Annotated in this window: 20 protein-coding genes and 1 tRNA gene; 9 read left to right on the top strand and 12 right to left on the bottom strand. The window is 70.1% G+C overall.

Annotated features, from left to right (window positions below; all coding sequences use genetic code 11):
• Positions 1 to 34 precede the first annotated feature (34 nt).
• Positions 35 to 736, top strand: a complete 702-nt coding sequence (locus tag RR49_RS06050; RefSeq protein WP_045247162.1) for an SDR family oxidoreductase — start codon at positions 35 to 37, stop codon at positions 734 to 736.
• A gap of 3 nt (positions 737 to 739) precedes the next feature.
• Here RR49_RS06050 and RR49_RS06045 read toward each other — a convergent pair whose 3' ends face one another.
• Positions 740 to 1,159: a hypothetical protein gene (locus RR49_RS06045; protein WP_157013165.1), complete on the bottom strand. Its 420-nt coding sequence runs from the start codon at positions 1,157 to 1,159 to the stop codon at positions 740 to 742.
• Positions 1,160 to 1,274: 115 nt separating this feature from the next.
• Here RR49_RS06045 and nrdI point away from each other — a divergent pair, with 115 nt between their 5' ends.
• Together nrdI and RR49_RS06035 are read left to right on the top strand one after the other, a co-directional pair.
• Positions 1,275 to 1,703, top strand: coding sequence for a class Ib ribonucleoside-diphosphate reductase assembly flavoprotein NrdI (nrdI, locus tag RR49_RS06040; RefSeq protein ID WP_045247195.1), 429 nt, complete (start codon positions 1,275 to 1,277; stop codon positions 1,701 to 1,703).
• Positions 1,704 to 1,796: 93 nt separating this feature from the next.
• On the top strand, positions 1,797 to 2,894 hold the full coding sequence (locus RR49_RS06035; protein WP_045247160.1) for a type I restriction endonuclease: 1,098 nt from the start codon (positions 1,797 to 1,799) through the stop codon (positions 2,892 to 2,894).
• A gap of 3 nt (positions 2,895 to 2,897) precedes the next feature.
• On the opposite strand, the gene RR49_RS06030 is transcribed toward RR49_RS06035, so the two are convergent.
• The 3 genes from RR49_RS06030 to RR49_RS15825 form a co-directional block, all read right to left on the bottom strand.
• Positions 2,898 to 3,434 carry a TetR/AcrR family transcriptional regulator gene (locus RR49_RS06030; RefSeq protein WP_045247159.1) on the bottom strand — a complete coding sequence of 179 codons (537 nt, stop codon included), beginning with the start codon at positions 3,432 to 3,434 and terminating at the stop codon, positions 2,898 to 2,900.
• Positions 3,435 to 3,451: 17 nt separating this feature from the next.
• On the bottom strand, positions 3,452 to 3,886 hold the full coding sequence (locus tag RR49_RS06025; protein ID WP_045247158.1) for a tautomerase family protein: 435 nt from the start codon (positions 3,884 to 3,886) through the stop codon (positions 3,452 to 3,454).
• 70 nt (positions 3,887 to 3,956) lie between these two features.
• The gene (locus RR49_RS15825) at positions 3,957 to 4,133 is read right to left on the bottom strand and encodes a hypothetical protein (protein ID WP_048809182.1); all 177 of its coding nucleotides are present in this window, start codon (positions 4,131 to 4,133) and stop codon (positions 3,957 to 3,959) included.
• An 80-nt stretch (positions 4,134 to 4,213) separates the two neighbouring features.
• Here RR49_RS15825 and RR49_RS15820 point away from each other — a divergent pair, with 80 nt between their 5' ends.
• Entirely contained in the window at positions 4,214 to 4,354 is a 141-nt protein-coding gene (locus tag RR49_RS15820) for a hypothetical protein (RefSeq protein WP_169815889.1), read from the top strand.
• A gap of 63 nt (positions 4,355 to 4,417) precedes the next feature.
• Here RR49_RS15820 and RR49_RS06020 read toward each other — a convergent pair.
• The 3 genes from RR49_RS06020 to RR49_RS06010 all read right to left on the bottom strand — a co-directional run bounded on the left by RR49_RS06020 (position 4,418) and on the right by RR49_RS06010 (position 5,775).
• A tRNA-Arg gene (locus tag RR49_RS06020) sits at positions 4,418 to 4,490 on the bottom strand.
• Positions 4,491 to 4,588: 98 nt separating this feature from the next.
• On the bottom strand, positions 4,589 to 5,275 hold the full coding sequence (locus RR49_RS06015) for a hypothetical protein (protein ID WP_048809181.1): 687 nt from the start codon (positions 5,273 to 5,275) through the stop codon (positions 4,589 to 4,591).
• Positions 5,276 to 5,337: 62 nt separating this feature from the next.
• Positions 5,338 to 5,775 carry a YdeI/OmpD-associated family protein gene (locus RR49_RS06010; protein WP_045247157.1) on the bottom strand — a complete coding sequence of 146 codons (438 nt, stop codon included), beginning with the start codon at positions 5,773 to 5,775 and terminating at the stop codon, positions 5,338 to 5,340.
• 140 nt (positions 5,776 to 5,915) lie between these two features.
• On the opposite strand from RR49_RS06010, the gene RR49_RS06005 reads away from it, so the two are divergent.
• Positions 5,916 to 6,113: a hypothetical protein gene (locus RR49_RS06005; RefSeq protein ID WP_045247156.1), complete on the top strand. Its 198-nt coding sequence runs from the start codon at positions 5,916 to 5,918 to the stop codon at positions 6,111 to 6,113.
• Between the two features lie 90 nt (positions 6,114 to 6,203).
• Here the strand turns inward: RR49_RS06005 and RR49_RS06000 are convergent, their stop codons facing one another.
• Positions 6,204 to 7,367, bottom strand: coding sequence for a cystathionine gamma-synthase (locus tag RR49_RS06000; protein ID WP_045247155.1), 1,164 nt, complete (start codon positions 7,365 to 7,367; stop codon positions 6,204 to 6,206).
• Positions 7,364 to 8,335: a pyridoxal-phosphate dependent enzyme gene (locus tag RR49_RS05995; RefSeq protein WP_245610958.1), complete on the bottom strand. Its 972-nt coding sequence runs from the start codon at positions 8,333 to 8,335 to the stop codon at positions 7,364 to 7,366. Before RR49_RS05995 ends, RR49_RS06000 begins: the two co-directional genes overlap by 4 nt.
• A 281-nt stretch (positions 8,336 to 8,616) precedes the next feature.
• On the opposite strand from RR49_RS05995, the gene RR49_RS05990 reads away from it, so the two are divergent.
• The 3 genes from RR49_RS05990 (at position 8,617) to RR49_RS05980 (ending at position 12,276) form a co-directional block, all read left to right on the top strand.
• A complete protein-coding gene (locus RR49_RS05990; protein ID WP_045247153.1) occupies positions 8,617 to 9,666 on the top strand; it encodes an iron ABC transporter substrate-binding protein in 1,050 nt (349 codons plus the stop codon).
• 109 nt (positions 9,667 to 9,775) lie between these two features.
• Complete coding sequence (locus RR49_RS05985) at positions 9,776 to 11,236, top strand: ABC transporter permease (RefSeq protein WP_084603821.1); 1,461 nt, start codon at positions 9,776 to 9,778, stop codon at positions 11,234 to 11,236.
• Entirely contained in the window at positions 11,233 to 12,276 is a 1,044-nt protein-coding gene (locus RR49_RS05980) for an ABC transporter ATP-binding protein (protein WP_045247151.1), read from the top strand. The genes RR49_RS05985 and RR49_RS05980 overlap by 4 nt, the downstream gene beginning before the upstream one ends.
• Before the next feature lie 42 nt (positions 12,277 to 12,318).
• Here RR49_RS05980 and RR49_RS05975 read toward each other — a convergent pair whose 3' ends face one another.
• Positions 12,319 to 13,104, bottom strand: coding sequence for a COG4705 family protein (locus tag RR49_RS05975; RefSeq protein WP_045247150.1), 786 nt, complete (start codon positions 13,102 to 13,104; stop codon positions 12,319 to 12,321).
• Complete coding sequence (locus RR49_RS05970) at positions 13,101 to 13,697, bottom strand: DedA family protein (protein ID WP_045247149.1); 597 nt, start codon at positions 13,695 to 13,697, stop codon at positions 13,101 to 13,103. Before RR49_RS05970 ends, RR49_RS05975 begins: the two co-directional genes overlap by 4 nt.
• 77 nt (positions 13,698 to 13,774) lie before the next feature.
• Here RR49_RS05970 and RR49_RS05965 point away from each other — a divergent pair, with 77 nt between their 5' ends.
• A complete protein-coding gene (locus tag RR49_RS05965) occupies positions 13,775 to 14,524 on the top strand; it encodes an ABC transporter permease (RefSeq protein ID WP_245610957.1) in 750 nt (249 codons plus the stop codon).
• 81 nt (positions 14,525 to 14,605) lie between these two features.
• Here the strand turns inward: RR49_RS05965 and RR49_RS05960 are convergent, their stop codons facing one another.
• Positions 14,606 to 15,046 carry an Hsp20/alpha crystallin family protein gene (locus tag RR49_RS05960; RefSeq protein ID WP_045247147.1) on the bottom strand — a complete coding sequence of 147 codons (441 nt, stop codon included), beginning with the start codon at positions 15,044 to 15,046 and terminating at the stop codon, positions 14,606 to 14,608.
• Positions 15,047 to 15,099: the final 53 nt, after the last annotated feature.

Genomic DNA, 15,099 nt, shown 5'->3' with positions numbered 1-15,099 from the left:
TTGGTATTTCCAATCTAGGTGGTACGCTCTCGACATGACCTCACTCGTGGATGCCACCCTGCTCATCACCGGCGCGAACGGCGGGCTCGGCTCGCACTTCGCCCGCATCGCCCTCGAACGCGGCGCGCGCCGTGTCTACGCGACCGCACGATCGCCGCGCGAGGCGACCGACTCCCGGATCGTTCCACTCGCCCTCGACGTGACCTCCTCGGCGTCGGTGCGCGCCGCCGTACAGGCCGCGGCCGACACCACCATCGTCGTGAACAACGCCGGCATCGCGGGCGGGAACTCGCTGCTGTCGACCGACCTCGACGAGGTGCGGCGGGTCTTCGACACGAACGTGTTCGGCGCGCTGAGCGTGGCACAGGCCTTCGCCCCCGTGCTCGCCCGCAACGGTGGTGGCGCGCTCATCGACGTGCACTCGGCGCTGAGCTGGTTGGCCCGCGCCGGCGCCTACTCGGCGAGCAAGGCCGCGCTTTGGTCGATCACCAACTCGCTGCGCCTCGAGCTGCAGGCGCAGGGCACGCAGGTGCTCGGCGCCCACCTCGGTTACGCCGACACCCCGATGACCGAGGGCCTCGATGTCGCGAAGGCCGACCCGGCCGACATCGTCGCGGCGATCTACGACGCCCTCGAGTCCGGTGAGCACGAGGTGCTGGCCGACGCGGTGAGTGTCACCGTGAAGGCGGCCGTCTCTCAGCCGCTTCCGGTGCTGTACCCCGAGCTCGCGCGCTGACGATCAGCCCGCGAGCGTCACGGCGACCGGCTCGAAGCTGAACGGGCCGGGGCACGACCCGAATACGGGCGCCTCGGCCTTGTGGCCGATCGTGAAGGTCTGATCGATGAGCACCGAGCCGGCGTCGGTGACGCGCACCGTGATGAGCGACGTGTCGCCCGCGGGAGGGGTGGCGTACGGCGTCTGCTGGGGCACCTCGACCCGCGTGCGTTCGACGATCGTGAGGGCCGAAGGCGCGCATCCGGCGCCGAAGCACGCCGCCAGGCTCGCCGACGCCGGCAGCGCGGGGGTGAACTCGAGCACCGCCGGACCGCTGTAGACGTAGCCGATCGCGGGGCAGGCAGTCGGGCCGACGGCACACCCCGGGGTGAGCACGGCGACAGCGAGCGCCACAGCACCCGCACCCGCCCACCTACCTCTCATGCCGCCGAGGCTAGCGGGGCCGAGTGACCCGGGGCTGAACCGATGCCCGATCGAGATGAACATTCTCACGGTGCGCGTGGGCGCGGAGCCGCGGCATCCGGAGCACACTGACGGCATGCACCAGACGCCGGTGTACTACTACTCGTCCACCTCGAACCTCACCCGCCGGTTCGCCGAGCACCTGACCGAGAACGACGGCAGGCCCGTGCGCGACCTCGCCGACGCCGAGGTGCGACAGAGCGAAGCGGATGCCCCGTGGGTGCTGCTCACGCCCTCATACAAGGCCGGCAACGACGATCAGGTGACGCTGCCCGCGGCGGTGCGGGCGTTCCTTCGGTCCGCCGTCACCCGGCGGAATCTCGTCGGCATCATCGGCTCGGGCAATCGCAACTTCGGTCGGTACTACCAGGCGGCTGCGCGTGAACTCGCGGAGCTGTCCGGGCGCCCCATCCTGTTCGAGTTCGAGCTCTCGGGTACCCCCGAAGACGTGACTCGATGCGCGGAGATCCTCGGGGAGCTCGACCGGGCGCTCGCCACCGGGTGACCCCTCAGCCGCGCGCGAGCGGCGATGAGGGGCGAATGAAAGTGCCGACCAGTCCCTAGAATCTTGGAATCACCATTGGGACCGGGGGGAAATATGGAGTTTGAAGAGCGTCTCGTCGCGCTGGCCTCGAAGGTCAAAGGCCAAGCCGCGGCAGTTCAGACCGAGGAGGCAACGAAGAACGCCTTCGTCATGCCATTCATCTCGAGCATCCTCGGCTACGACGTGTTCGATCCTCAGGAAGTGATCCCTGAGTTCACCGCTGACGTCGGTGTGAAGCGTGGCGAGAAAGTCGATTACGCCATCGTCAAGGACGGCGCCATTCAGATTCTCGTGGAATGCAAGCCCTCAGTCGGCGCCCTGAAGATCGAGCATGCGTCGCAGCTCTTCCGCTATTTTGCGACGACCAATGCCCGTCTCGCGGTGCTGACGAACGGTATCGTGTGGCAGTTCTATACGGACCTCGACGCCCCGAACCGCATGGACGAGAAGCCATTCCTCGTGCTGGACCTTCTCGAGATCGACGACAACCTCGTTCCCGAGATCAAGAAGATCTCGAAGGCAAGTTTCGACCTCGATTCGATCATCAATGCCGCCGAAGAACTGAAGTACGTCGGCGCGATCAAGCGAGAGATCGCGGCGGAATTCCGAGAGCCCACGACCGAGTGGGTGCGGTTCTTCACCACCCGCGTGTACGAGGGTGCATTCACACAGAAGGTTCGGGAGCAGTTCACTTCGCTCGTGTCGAAGTCGTCGCGCCAGTTCTTGAATGAACAGGTCAACGACCGACTCAAGACCGCCCTCGGATCGGAGGCCCCTGCCGCCTTCCTACCGCTCGCCGAGCCCGCACCCAGCCCGGCAAGCGAAGTGGCGCTCGCCGGCGAGCCCGTCGAGGATTCGGAGGTCGTGACGACGCCCGAGGAACTCGAAGGCTTCCAGATCGTTCGCGCGATCGCCTGCTCCGACGTCCGGCCAAGCCGCGTGGTCGCCCGCGACTCGAAGAGCTACTTCGCGGTGCTCCTCGATGACAACAATCGCAAGCCGATCGCGCGTCTGCACTTCAACGCGGCGAAGCAGAAGTACCTCGGACTCCTCGACGCAGACAAGGTGGAAACCCGTCATCCGATCGACGCGCTCGAAGACATCTACTCCTTCGCCGATGAGATCCGCGAGGCGGTTCGCCGATACGCCTGACGCTCAGCCGCGCGCGAGCGCAGCGGCGTCGGCGGTGAGGCGGGTGGCGACCGCGTCGAAGGGCGCGAGCGAGCGCTGCGCGCGAGAGATCGCCACGGCGCCCTCGATGGCCGCGAGCAGTGTCGTCGCGAACGATGCGGCGGCTGCGGCATCCACGCCCGTCACGACGAGGCGGGCGGCGAGGGCGTCGATCCATCCGCCGAACAGGGCGCCGGCCGTGTCGCGCAGCGGCCCGTCGGTCGAGGCGGTCACGGCGAGCAGGGAGCATCCGACGGCGAAGTCTGTCGCGACGAGCGTGTGCCGCCAGACGGCGATGAAGGATGCCACGACCTCGACGGGGGTGTCGCCGGTGAACCCGCCGACGAGCGCGATCACCCGGTCGGCCTGCCGGCGCACCGCCAGCTCGACGAGCTCGTCCTTGCCGCCCGGGAAGTGGTGATAGATCGACCCGCGGGGTGCACCCGAGGCGGCGATGACGTCGCTGAACGAGGTGGCCTGATAGCCGCGCTCAGCCAGCAGCCGCGCCGCGGTGTCGGCCATCTGCTCCCGCGCGCCGCTCAGGACTCGCCCCGCAGCGACGCGATCTCGGCGCGCGCGGCGCCGACGATTTCGGCGTTCGTGTGCGCGTGACCCCACAGGCCCCAGCCACCCTCGGGGGCCTCGGTGAGCAGCACCCAGGTGCGCTCGCGCCAGCTCGGGTCGCCCGCGGCTTCCGCCACGAGATCGGTGAGCGCGCTCACGACGGCGAGCTGCTTGTCGCGGTCGAGTGCACCGGCGTTAGTCAGCACCTGCACGCGCACGTGATCGCTCGATCCGTCGACATCGGACAGTGCCGCGGCGGGAAGCTCATGAACGAACGCGGCGGTGTTCGCCCGGAACATCGGGATGTCGGGCACCTGCTCGACGTCCTTCACGGCGGCGGCGGCACGCTGGGCGAGGGAATGCACGTCGGCGATGAGTCCGGCGGGAGCGTAGATGTCGATCATGGGCATGGGGAGCCTCCGAGGTCGGGAGTATGATGCTCGTCATACTATGACGGCCGTCATACACCCCGCAACCGCGTCACTGCGTGAAGAGGTTGCGCAGCAGGGTCAGGTAGACGATCGCGAACACCGCGACGATGCCGACGTTGACGGCGAGGCGCCACCAGAGGTGGTCGCGCAAGAACGCCACGTCGAGCCCGACGATGAGCCCACCCATCACGAGCAGGTAGATGACGACGAACACGGTGTGCTTCATGGTGGCCTCCGGATCGGATGTCTCGGCACCATCCTGCCCCCACTCGCGCCCGCCCGCTCCACCCTCCCTAGGCTGGGCTCATGACGTCGGATGCTCCGGATCCGCGCGCGTGCCCGACGTGCGGCGATCCTCTGCGATTCGAGATCCTCGACGACGAACGCTTCCTCGTCGCATGGTCGTGCGTGAACTGCGGACTGATCCGCACGACCGAGCCTATCTGAGACCCCGCAGACGCGAAACGGCCCGCCGAAGCGGGCCGTTTCAATTACTGTCTCAACACAGTGTGCGCCCGAAGGGACTCGAACCCCTAACCTTCTGATCCGTAGTCAGATGCTCTATCCATTGAGCTACGGGCGCATGTTCTCGCGGCCTTTTCGGCGCGCGGGCACCAGGAGAGCATACCCCAGGACGTGCTCCCGGAACGAATCGTGGATGCCGCGGCCCGCGACATCCCCTCACTCATCGAGTTCGCTCAGGTCGATGCCCGATGCCTTCGGCGCGGCACCCGAGACGATCTCACCGCCGGGAAGCGCCTCAGGCTCCCCGTCGACGAGCCGCTTGCGGTGAGCGGCGAGCTTCGGCAGGTCGACGAGCTTGAGGCTCATCATGCGCGCCTTGCGCATCTTCTCGTAGTCGGGCTCGAGGTCGGGGCGCGCCGCCTCGATGCGCAGCCGCCGGTCGATGTTGCGCGAGACCTCGCTCCATGCCGCCTCGCGCGCCGCCTCGACGAGCTCGCGCAGCGTCGCCTCGTCGGCGGCACGCTGCTGCAGCTCCTCGGCGATGCGCAGCGACTGCTTACGTCGACGCCGAAGATTCTTGACGTCGCGGCTGCGGTAGTCGTGGGTGCCGTCCGAGAGGCTGAACCGGCGGCTGGCGCGCTTGCGCTCCCGCTCCGCCCGCTTGCCGTCGGCCTCCGCCTCCCGCGCCAGCGCCAGCAGCGCCTCCTGCGCGTCGGGAAGGAACAGCTCGACATCGAAGTCGGCGTCCGACGAGATGAGCGCGACCAGCATGCGGTTCTTCAACGTCAGTCGCGTGGCGGCCGCCGCGATGTAGAGACCTTCGGCGACGACATCCTTCGTCTTGGCGACGCGTGCGGCATCGTTCGGGCTCTCGCCTTCCCGGCTCTTCCAGATCCGCGCCACAACCACTCCTGTGTCGAGGGTATCGCCCGCAGGCCTGTGAGGTCGATGACGGATGCCGCCCCTCACCCCGCGAGCTTGGTGATCACCGCCTCGACACGTCGTGAGCGGGTGTCGGCGGCCTTCGCGGACTCGACGCTCACGACGTGCGCCTTGCGGTGGCTGGGAGCGAGCGCGGCGAACGCGTCGGTGAGCCCTGCGGATGCGAGCGCGGCGGCGAGATCGGCCGGGACCTCGACCTCGCGCGGCGCGGTGTCGAGGGCGAGCTCGACGGTGATCGCGTCGCCCCCGCCGATGCCGGTCGCCGCACGCTTGTCGGAGCTGAACGGCACGAGGAACAGCCCCTGCATCACCCCGACCGTCGAGCGGTACTCGTAGCCGTTGACACTGACCACGACGGCGGGACGCTTGCCACCTCCGAGCGCCTCGAGCACCGCGGGCGGCACCTCGATGCCGGTGTTGTTGCCGAACTGCGACATGGGCGTCTCGAACCGCTGCGTCATGCGCACAGCGTAGGCCCGCCCGGCGACGCCGGGTAAGGGGCGTAGCGACCTCGCTGCAGCAGCGCAACCCCCGGCATCCGTCGACGCCGGCCGCGTACCGTCACCGGTGTCCGTACACACTTCACGAAAGGGGTATCGACATGGGACTCATCGATGACGCCAAGGACGTCGCGGAGACCGCCGGCCGCAAGGTCAAGGAGGGCTTCGAGGACGCCAAGGACCGCATCGGCGACAAGGTCGACGAGGTCAAGGCCGACGCGAACGTCAAGAAGGCCGAAGCCGAGAAGGAGCGGGTCGAGAAGCGCAACGAGCTCAAGGAGCAGTTGCGCGGCGAGTGACCGCTCCGCTGAGCCCGTCGCTCAGCGTCGCGCGGCAGGAATGTGTCGAGGCCCCCGGGATGATCTCCCGGGGGCCTCGATGCGTGGGGCTCAGAGGGCGGCGAGCGCCTGCTCGAGGTCGGCCACGAGGTCGTCGACCGACTCGATGCCCACCGACAGCCGCACGACAGACTCCGGCACGGCGAGCTCGGTGCCGCGCACCGAGGCGTGGGTCATCTCATCGGGGTAGTTGACCAGCGACTCGACGCCGCCGAGCGACTCGGCGAGTGTGAAGAGGCGCGTCGACTCGGCGAAGCGGCGGGCGGATGCCCCGTCGCCGAGGTCGAGCGTGACGATGCCGCCGAACGCCGACATCTGTCGCGCGGCGAGCTCGTGTCCCGGGTGCGAGGGGAGGCCGGGGTAGTAGACCCGGGCGACCTTGTTGTGCCCCTCGAGCACCTCGGCGATCTGCTGCGCGTTCTCGCAGTGCCGCTGCATGCGCACCGCGAGCGTCTTGATGCCGCGGGTCGTGAGCCACGCGTCGAGCGGCCCCGACACGGCACCGGCGGCGAACTGCAGGAAGCGCGCCTTCTCGGCGAGCGCGTCGTCGGCGATGACGAGTGCACCGCCGATCACGTCAGAGTGCCCACCGAGGTACTTGGTCGTCGAGTGCACGACGACGTCGGCGCCGAGCGGGAGCGGCTGCTGCAGGGCCGGGGAGGCGAAGGTGTTGTCGACGACGACGATCGCGCCGGCCTCGTGGCCGAGGCGGGCGAGCCCGGCGATGTCGGTGACGCGCAGCAGCGGGTTCGACGGGGTCTCGACCCAGACGATCTTCGCCGGACGCTCGGCGAGTGCCGCCTCGACCTGGGCGAGGTCGCTCATGTCGACGACCCGCAGGCCCACTCCCCAGGGCCCGAGGATGCGGGCGATCAGCCGGTAGGTGCCGCCGTAGACGTCGTTGCCGAGAAGCACCTCGTCGCCGGGCTGCAGTGCCGCGCGCAGCAGGGCGTCCTCGGCGGCGAGGCCCGACGCGAACGAGAGACCGTGCACGCCGCCTTCGATCGCCGCGATCTGACGCTCGAGGGCGGTGCGGGTGGGATTGCCGCTGCGGCCGTACTCATAGCCGCCGCGCAGCCCGCCGATGCCGTCCTGCGCGTACGTCGACGAGAAATGCACGGGCGGGATGACCGCGCCCGTCGTCGGGTCGAACTCCTGCCCGGCGTGCACCGCCAGGCTGTCGAAGCCGCGGGCGGACGAGGCGTGGTCGGTCATGCGTTCACTCCAGTGATCGGGGTCGGGGTCGGGACGTCGTAGCCGTGGGCGCGCATCCAGTCGTCGTCGTACAGCTTCGAGAGGTAGCCGCGGCCGTGGTCGGGCAGGAGCACGACGACCACGGCATGCTCGTCGAGGTCGCGCGCGACGCGCAGCGCACCGACCGCCGCCATGCCGCTGGAGCCGCCGACGAGCAGACCCTCCTCGCGGGCGAGGCGCCGCGCCATCGCGAACGACTCCGCGTCGGACACGCGTTCGTAGGCGTCGACGACGGTCGGGTCGAAGGCCTCCGGCCACATGTCCTCGCCGACGCCCTCGACGTCGTAGCCGTGCACGGGGCCGCCGGAGTAGATCGAGCCGACCGGGTCGACGCCGATGATGCGCACTGCGGAGCCCGCGGCATCCCGAAGGAAACGGCCCGTACCCGTGATGGTGCCGCCGGTGCCGACGCCCGCCACGAAGTGGGTCAGGCGTCCGTCGGTGTCACGCCAGATCTCAGGACCGGTCGAGCGGTAGTGGCTCGCCGGACCGTTCGGGTTCGCGTACTGATTCGGCTTGAAGGCACCCGGGATCTCGCGAGCGAGGCGGTCGGACACCGAGTAGTAGGAGGTGGGGTCATCGGGTTCGACGTTCGTCGGCGTGACGACGACGTCGGCGCCGTATGCCCGCAGCACCGCCCGCTTGTCCTCGGCGACCTTGTCGGGCACGACGAACACGCACCGGTAGCCACGCTGCTGGGCGACGAGCGCGAGTCCGACGCCAGTGTTGCCCGAGGTCGGCTCGACGATCGTGCCGCCCGGGCGGAGCAGTCCGTCCCGCTCGGCGGCGTCGATGATGGATGCCGCGATGCGGTCCTTGCTCGAGCCGCCCGGGTTGAAGTACTCGACCTTGGCGAGCACGGTGGCACGGATGCCGGCGGTGACGGCGTTCAGACGGACGAGAGGCGTGTTGCCGACGAGGTCGGTCACGCTCGAGGCGTAGCGCACGAGAGATTCCTGGGGGTGGTGTCACGCGGGGGCGTGACGGCTGACGGGGGTCGATGAAGACGACGCGAAGGCGTCGATCAGCGACAACACAGACAGGTCAGCACGCGGCCACCCTACCCCGACCCACCCGGGAGCGCGCAACCCGTGACCGCCGCATCCCGATTCTCACGGCCGTCCGAATGGCGCTGGGCGCGCCGGGGACGTACTATTCACGAGGCCCAAGTCAGGTAAGCCTTACCTCCCATCGACCGAAGGTTCCCGTCATGCCCCGCCGTACCGCACGCCGTCTCGCCGCGGCATCCGCCGTTCTCGCCGTCGCCGTCAGCCTCGCCGCGTGCTCGTCCTCGTCGTCGCCCAGCGCGAGCGCATCCGGCGACATCTCCGGCCAGACCATCACGGTCTACAACGCACAGCACGAAGAACTCACCCAGGCATGGGCCGACGCGTTCACGAAGCAGACCGGTGTGAAGGTCGTCCTTCGCAACGGGGACGACTCCGAGCTCGGCAACCAGATCGTGCAGGAGGGCGCCGCATCGCCCGCCGACGTCTTCCTCACGGAGAACTCGCCGGCGATGTCGCTCGTCGAGAAGGCCGGGCTCTTCGCCCCGCTCGATGCCTCGACCCTCGACAACGTTCCGGCCGCCTACCGCCCCGCCAGCGGCGACTGGACCGGCATCGCCGCCCGCTCGACGGTGATGGTCTACAACCCGTCGCTCATCTCCGCCGACCAGCTGCCGACGTCGATCATGGACCTCGAGAAGCCGGAGTGGAAGGGCAAGTGGGCGGCATCCCCCACCGGAGCCGACTTCCAGGCGATCGTGTCCGCGATCCTGCAGCAGAAGGGCGTCGATGCGACGACCGCCTGGCTCGACGCGATGAAGCAGAACTCCGTCGCCTACAAGGGCAACTCGACCGTCATGAAGGCCGTCAACTCCGGCCAGGTGCCCCTCGGCATCATCTACCACTACTACTGGTTCATCGATCAGTCGAAGACGAAGGAGAACAGCAACAACACGAAGCTGGCCTACTTCACGAACCAGGACCCGGGCGCCTTCGTCAGCATCTCGGGCGGTGGCGTGCTGAAGTCCAGCACCCACCAGCAGGCGGCACAGGCGTTCATCGCGTTCATCACCTCCGCCGCGGGCCAGCAGGTGCTGCGCGACGGCACCAGCTTCGAGTACGCGATCGGCAGCGGCGTCGCCTCCAACCCGGCGCTGCCGGCGCTCGACACGCTGCAGCCGCCAGCGATCGACCCCTCAACCCTCAACAGCTCGCAGGTCTCCGACCTCATGACCGCGGCGGGGCTGATCTGATCTGACCGCTCTCGCTGCGAGCGCCCCGATCGGCGGCGCGACCCTCCGGCGCCGGGCTCGTCGAGCCCCGGCGCCGCTGGTCGTGCTCACGCTCGTGGTCGCCGCGCTCATGCTCGTGCCCGTCGGCTTCGTCGCCTGGGTCGCGATCGATGAGGGCTGGGCGCAGCTGGCGCCGCTCATCTTCCGGCCGCGGGTCGGCGAGCTGCTGCTGAACACGATCGGCCTGGTCGTGGTGGGGGTTCCGCTGTGCGTGGTCGTGGGGGTGCTCGCCGCATGGGTCGTCGAGCGCACCGCCCTCCCGGGGAGGCGCGTCTGGGCCATCGCGCTCGCTGCTCCGCTCGCGATGCCCGCATTCGTCAGCAGCTACGGATGGGTGTCGGCGGTGCCCTCCCTCGGCGGACTGTCGGGAGGGCTCCTCGTCGCGGTGGGCGCGTACTATCCCCTCGTCTACCTCCCCGCCCTCGCCGCCCTACGGCGGCTCGACCCGGCGCTCGAGGAGTCCGCCCGCGCGCTCGGGCACGGCCCCGTGCGCACCTTCCTGCGCGTGACCCTCCCCCAGCTGCGCATCGCGATCCTCGGCGGCGGACTGGTCGTCGGGCTGCACCTGCTCGCCGAGTACGGCGCCTTCGCACTGCTGCGGTTCGACACCTTCACCACCGCGATCGTCAGCCAGTTCCAGTCGACGTTCGCGGGTCCTGCCGCCAACGCACTCGGCGTGGTGCTCGCGCTGCTGTGCCTCGTGCTGCTCGTCGGCGAGGCGTCGGCACGCGGCTCCGCGCGCTACGCACGCATCGGCCGCGGTGCGCCGCGCCCCGCCGTGCCACACCGACTCGGGTGGCGCGCGGTGCCCGTGGCCCTGGCACTGACCCTCGTGCTCGCACTCGCTGTCGGTGTGCCGGGCGTGAGCCTCGTGCGCTGGGCCCTGCGCCCGGAGGCCTGGGCGGCCGGCGACCTGCTCTCCACCCTCGGGCAGACCCTGATGCTCTCGGCGGGCGGCGCGATCGCGGCGACCGTCATCGCCCTGCCCGGCGCGTGGCTCGCGGTGCGGTACCCGGGCCGCATGTCCCGCGTGATCGAAGGCGCGATGTACCTCGCGAGCAGCCTGCCGACGATCATCGTCGCCCTCGCGCTCGTGACGGTCACCCTGCGGGTGCTTCCGGCCGTCTACCAGACGCCGGTCACGGTGATCTCGGCCTACGTCATCGTGTTCCTGCCGCGGGCGCTGGTGAGCCTGCGCACCGGCCTCGCCCAGGTGCCGCGCGGGCTCGAAGAGGCGGCGCGCTCTCTCGGGCGCAGCTCGCTCGGCGCGAAGCTGACGGTCACCGCGCCGCTCATGCTCTCGTCGTTCGGCGCGGCTCTCGCACTCACCGGCCTCGGCTGCGCGAACGAGCTCACGGCGACTCTGCTGCTCGCCCCGGCCGGCACCAGCACGCTCGCGACCCAGTTCTGGTCGGCGACGATCAACGCCGACTTCGCATCGGCCGCACCATATGCGATCCTGCTGATCGCCCTGTCGGTGCCGAGCGTCGCACTGCTCCTCGCCGACGCCCGCCGGAAGAAGACCGCATGACCTCCCTCGACCTCGCCCAGGTGTCGGTGACCCTGGGCGGACACCCCGTGCTGCACGACGTCTCGCTGCGGCTCGCGGACGGAGAGCGTCTGGCCGTCGTCGGCCCCTCGGGCAGTGGCAAGACGACGCTCCTTCGGGCGATCGCCGGCTTCGAGCGCATCACCCGCGGCGAGATCCGACTCGGCGATGATCTGGTCGCCTCCGCCGAGCGTCAGGTCGCGTCGCACCGCCGCCGGGTCGGCTACGTCGCGCAGGACGGCGCCCTCTTCCCCCACCTGACCGCGCGCGCCAACATCGCCTTCGGCCTCGGCGGGGTCGCGCGTGGCGCCCGGGGTGACGCGGTCGCCGCGGCATCCGCTCTCGCCGGCATCGAGCCCGACCTGCTCGAGCGCTATCCGCACGAGATCTCCGGCGGCCAGCAGCAGCGTGTCTCGCTCGCCCGCGCACTCGCGCCCCACCCGCGCGTGCTGCTGCTCGACGAGCCCTTCAGCGCCCTCGACACGGCGCTGCGCGCCCAGGTGCGCACGCAGGTCGTCGATGCTCTCGACCGCGCCGGCGTGACGACGGTGCTCGTCACCCACGATCCCGCCGAAGCGCTCGCCTTCGGCCACGCGATCGCGGTGCTCGACGGCGGACGCCTGCAGCAGGCGGGAAGCTGCGCTGAGGTCTACGCGGCACCGGCCACGCCGCAGGTCGCGCGCCTGCTCGGCGACACCGTGCTACTGCCCGCGACACGCGAGGCGGGGTCGGCCCGATGCCCGCTCGGCCTCGTGCCGGTGCGTACGGACGCGGCAGGCGCAGCATCCGCTCTCGTCGTCATGGTGCGTCCCGAGCAGCTTCGACTGACGACGGATGCCACGGCCCCCGCCGTGCGCGTGCTCGACGTCGTCGAGACCGGTGGCACCGCCCTCGTCACGGTCGTGTGCGACGACGGCACCGAGGCGCGGGTGCCGCTGCGCGTGTTCGGCGTCGACCTTCCCGCCGTGGGCGACACCGTCGGCGTCGTGGTGGACGGCGCGGGCGTGCTCTACGCGGCCTGAGCGCTCAGCGGCCGGATCGATGACGCGCGGCTGCCGCGCCGGTCACAGACCGAGGTCGGATGCGGCGACCGGGGCCGTGCCCGCCACGCTGCGCCGCTGACGGATGATCGCGACGACGATCACCATGACCAGCGCGAATCCGAGCGACACCCAGCCGCTGCCGACGCCTACCCCTCCCTCGTCGACGGGCTTGCCGAGCCAGTCGGCGACCGAGGCGCCGAGCGGACGGGTGAGCACGTAGGCGAACCAGAACGCGAACACGGCGCCGAAGCGCAGGAAGCGGTAGCCGAGTGCCGGAACGAGGATGAGCACCGCGAACACGAGGATCGACGGAGCGTAGCCGAGTCCCAGGGTCACCGCGGCGAAGTCGCCGACCGCCGTGCCGAGGGCGAAGGTGCCGATGACGGCCGCCCAGTAGAACGCCTCGCGCCGGGTCGTGGTGATCGCGTGCACCGACAGGGTGCGCTCCACCCGCCACCAGACGAGGAAGACGGCCGCGAGGAACACCGCGTAGAGCGTCGCCGACACCGCATACGGAAGGCCCACGACGACGTGCGCGACATCGGCGGCCATCGTGCCGAAGACGCCCACCATCGCGACGGCGAACCAGTAGACCTCGGGCACGTAGCGCCGACGCGTGAACTGCAGCGCCAGTGCCGCGCAGAACAGCACGAACGCGATCAGCACGGCGACCACCGGCGGCAGCACCCGGATCGAGAAGTCCGACAGCGCCTCGCCCAGCGCCGTCGACGCGGCTTTGGCCACCCAGAACGACGGCGTCGGATCGGGCACGCGCGAGGGCGCGGCATCCGAAGTCGTCGCGCTCATGCGCGCTTGGCCTTCGAGCGCTTCACGAGCGCCCCGATGACGACCGGCGCGACGGTCACGAGCACGATCGCGATGCTGATCCACTCGATGTTGTTGGCGACCCACGGCACCCCGCCGAGCAGGGCGCCGGCGAGCCCGAGAATGCCCGCCCAGATCACGGCGCCGATCGCGTTCCACATCGAGAAGCGGGCACGCGGCATGTCGGAGACGCCCGCCGCGGGCGAGATGTAGGTGCGCACGATCGGCACGAAACGGGCCAGGATGATCGCGCCCACCCCGTAGCGCTCGAAGAAGCCGTGTGCTTCGGCGAGGTACTCAGGCTTGAACAGCCGCGCCCCGGGACGGAAGAGGCGCCGCCCGTAGCGACGACCGATCCAGAACGACAGCTCGGCGCCGACGATCGCGGCGACCGCGGCGATCGCCGCGATCAGCACCCAGGAGGTGTTCAGCGGCACCGCGAGGATCGCCGCGGCGAACAGGAGGCTGTCGCCGGGCAGGAAGGGGAAGAACAGACCGTTCTCGATGAAGACGATGACGGCGACGAGCACGAGGGCGAGGGGACCGAGGCTTCCGAGACTGTCGATGATGTTCACGCGCCCATCCTGGCGGTGCGATTCAAAGAATGCGCCGAGATTCGGGCCTCAGGATGCCGCGGGGCTACGCTCGCGCTGTGAATCCGCCGACCGACCTGCTCCCCTCGCTCGTCGGTGTCGGGGTGCTCGCGGCCGTCACGACGGTCGTGCTCGCCGCCTTCCGCGTGCCGGGCCTGTGGTCGCCGCTGCTGGCGATCGTGCGCGGCGCGGTGCAGCTCGCGGTGATCAGCGTGCTGCTGACCGGACTCATCACCGACGCGAGGCTGATCGCACTGACCCTCGTCGCGATGTTCGTGATCGCGGCGTCGGTGGCGACCGGACGCATCGGATGGTCGCGGCGCCACGCGGCGATGATGACGACATCCATCGTGTCGGGGGTCGTGTTCGCGACGACGATCGTGTTCGCGACCGGTGCGCTCGAGCTGACCGCACGCTACGCGCTGGCGATCGGCGCGATCGTCATCGGCAACGCCATGAGCATCGCGACCCTCACCGGCCGCATGTTCACCCGCGGAATCGTCGACCACTGGGACGAGGTGGAGGGGTGGCTCGCCCTCGGCGCGCGGCCCCGGCAGTCGACCCTGGCGCTGGCGCGGCAGGCCGTGCGCGATGCCCTCATCCCCTCGATCGACCAGACCAAGACGACCGGTCTCGTCGTGCTGCCGGGCGCCTTCGTCGGCGCGATCTTCGGGGGGATCTCGCCGCTGGAGGCGGGCCGGTTCCAGATCGTCGTGCTCGCGGCCATCATGGCGGCCGGGGCGGTCACATCCGTGCTCGTCGCGCTCTGGATGGGACCGGTGCGGATGAAACCCGCCGACCTGCGGTAGCTGCGGGAATGCGCGAACGCCCCCGGCCCGTACTCGGGCCAGGGGCGCTCCGTCTGTGCGCCGGTCGGCGCGGTCGATGGGTCAGGCGGCGGGAGTCGCGCCCTCGGTCACGGTGACCGCCTCGGCGGCGCCGGCCACGGCCACCTTGCGCGGCTTCGCCTTCTCGCTGACAGGCAGGGTCACGCTCAACACGCCGTCGCGGTAGCTCGCCGAGATGGTCTCCGTGTCGATGCCACGCCCGAGCTGCAGCTGGCGCAGGTAGGCGCCGGCTTCCCGCTCGCGGGTGATCCAGCTGACGCCCTCGCCGCTGGGCAGGGTGCGCTCGGCGCGGATGGTGAGCAGCTGTCCGTCGACGTCGACGTCGATCGAACCCGGGTCGACGCCCGGGAGGTCGGCGGTGAGCACGTAGTGGTCGCCGTCGCGGTAGACGTCCATCGGCATCTGGCGCGGACCACGGCGGGTCTGGTCGAGAGTCGTGGTCGCGAAGCGCTCCAGGTCGCGGAGCAGGTCGTAGGTCGCCATGGGTTCTCCTGTGTGAGCGGGGCGGATGCAGCATCCACCCGGGTCTGCGAAAG

The organism is Microbacterium ginsengisoli, from assembly GCF_000956535.1.
GTDB classification, from domain to species: Bacteria; Actinomycetota; Actinomycetes; order Actinomycetales; family Microbacteriaceae; genus Microbacterium; species Microbacterium ginsengisoli.
Note: the sequence above shows the minus strand (reverse complement) of the source record. Positions and strands in the feature narration are given on the sequence as shown.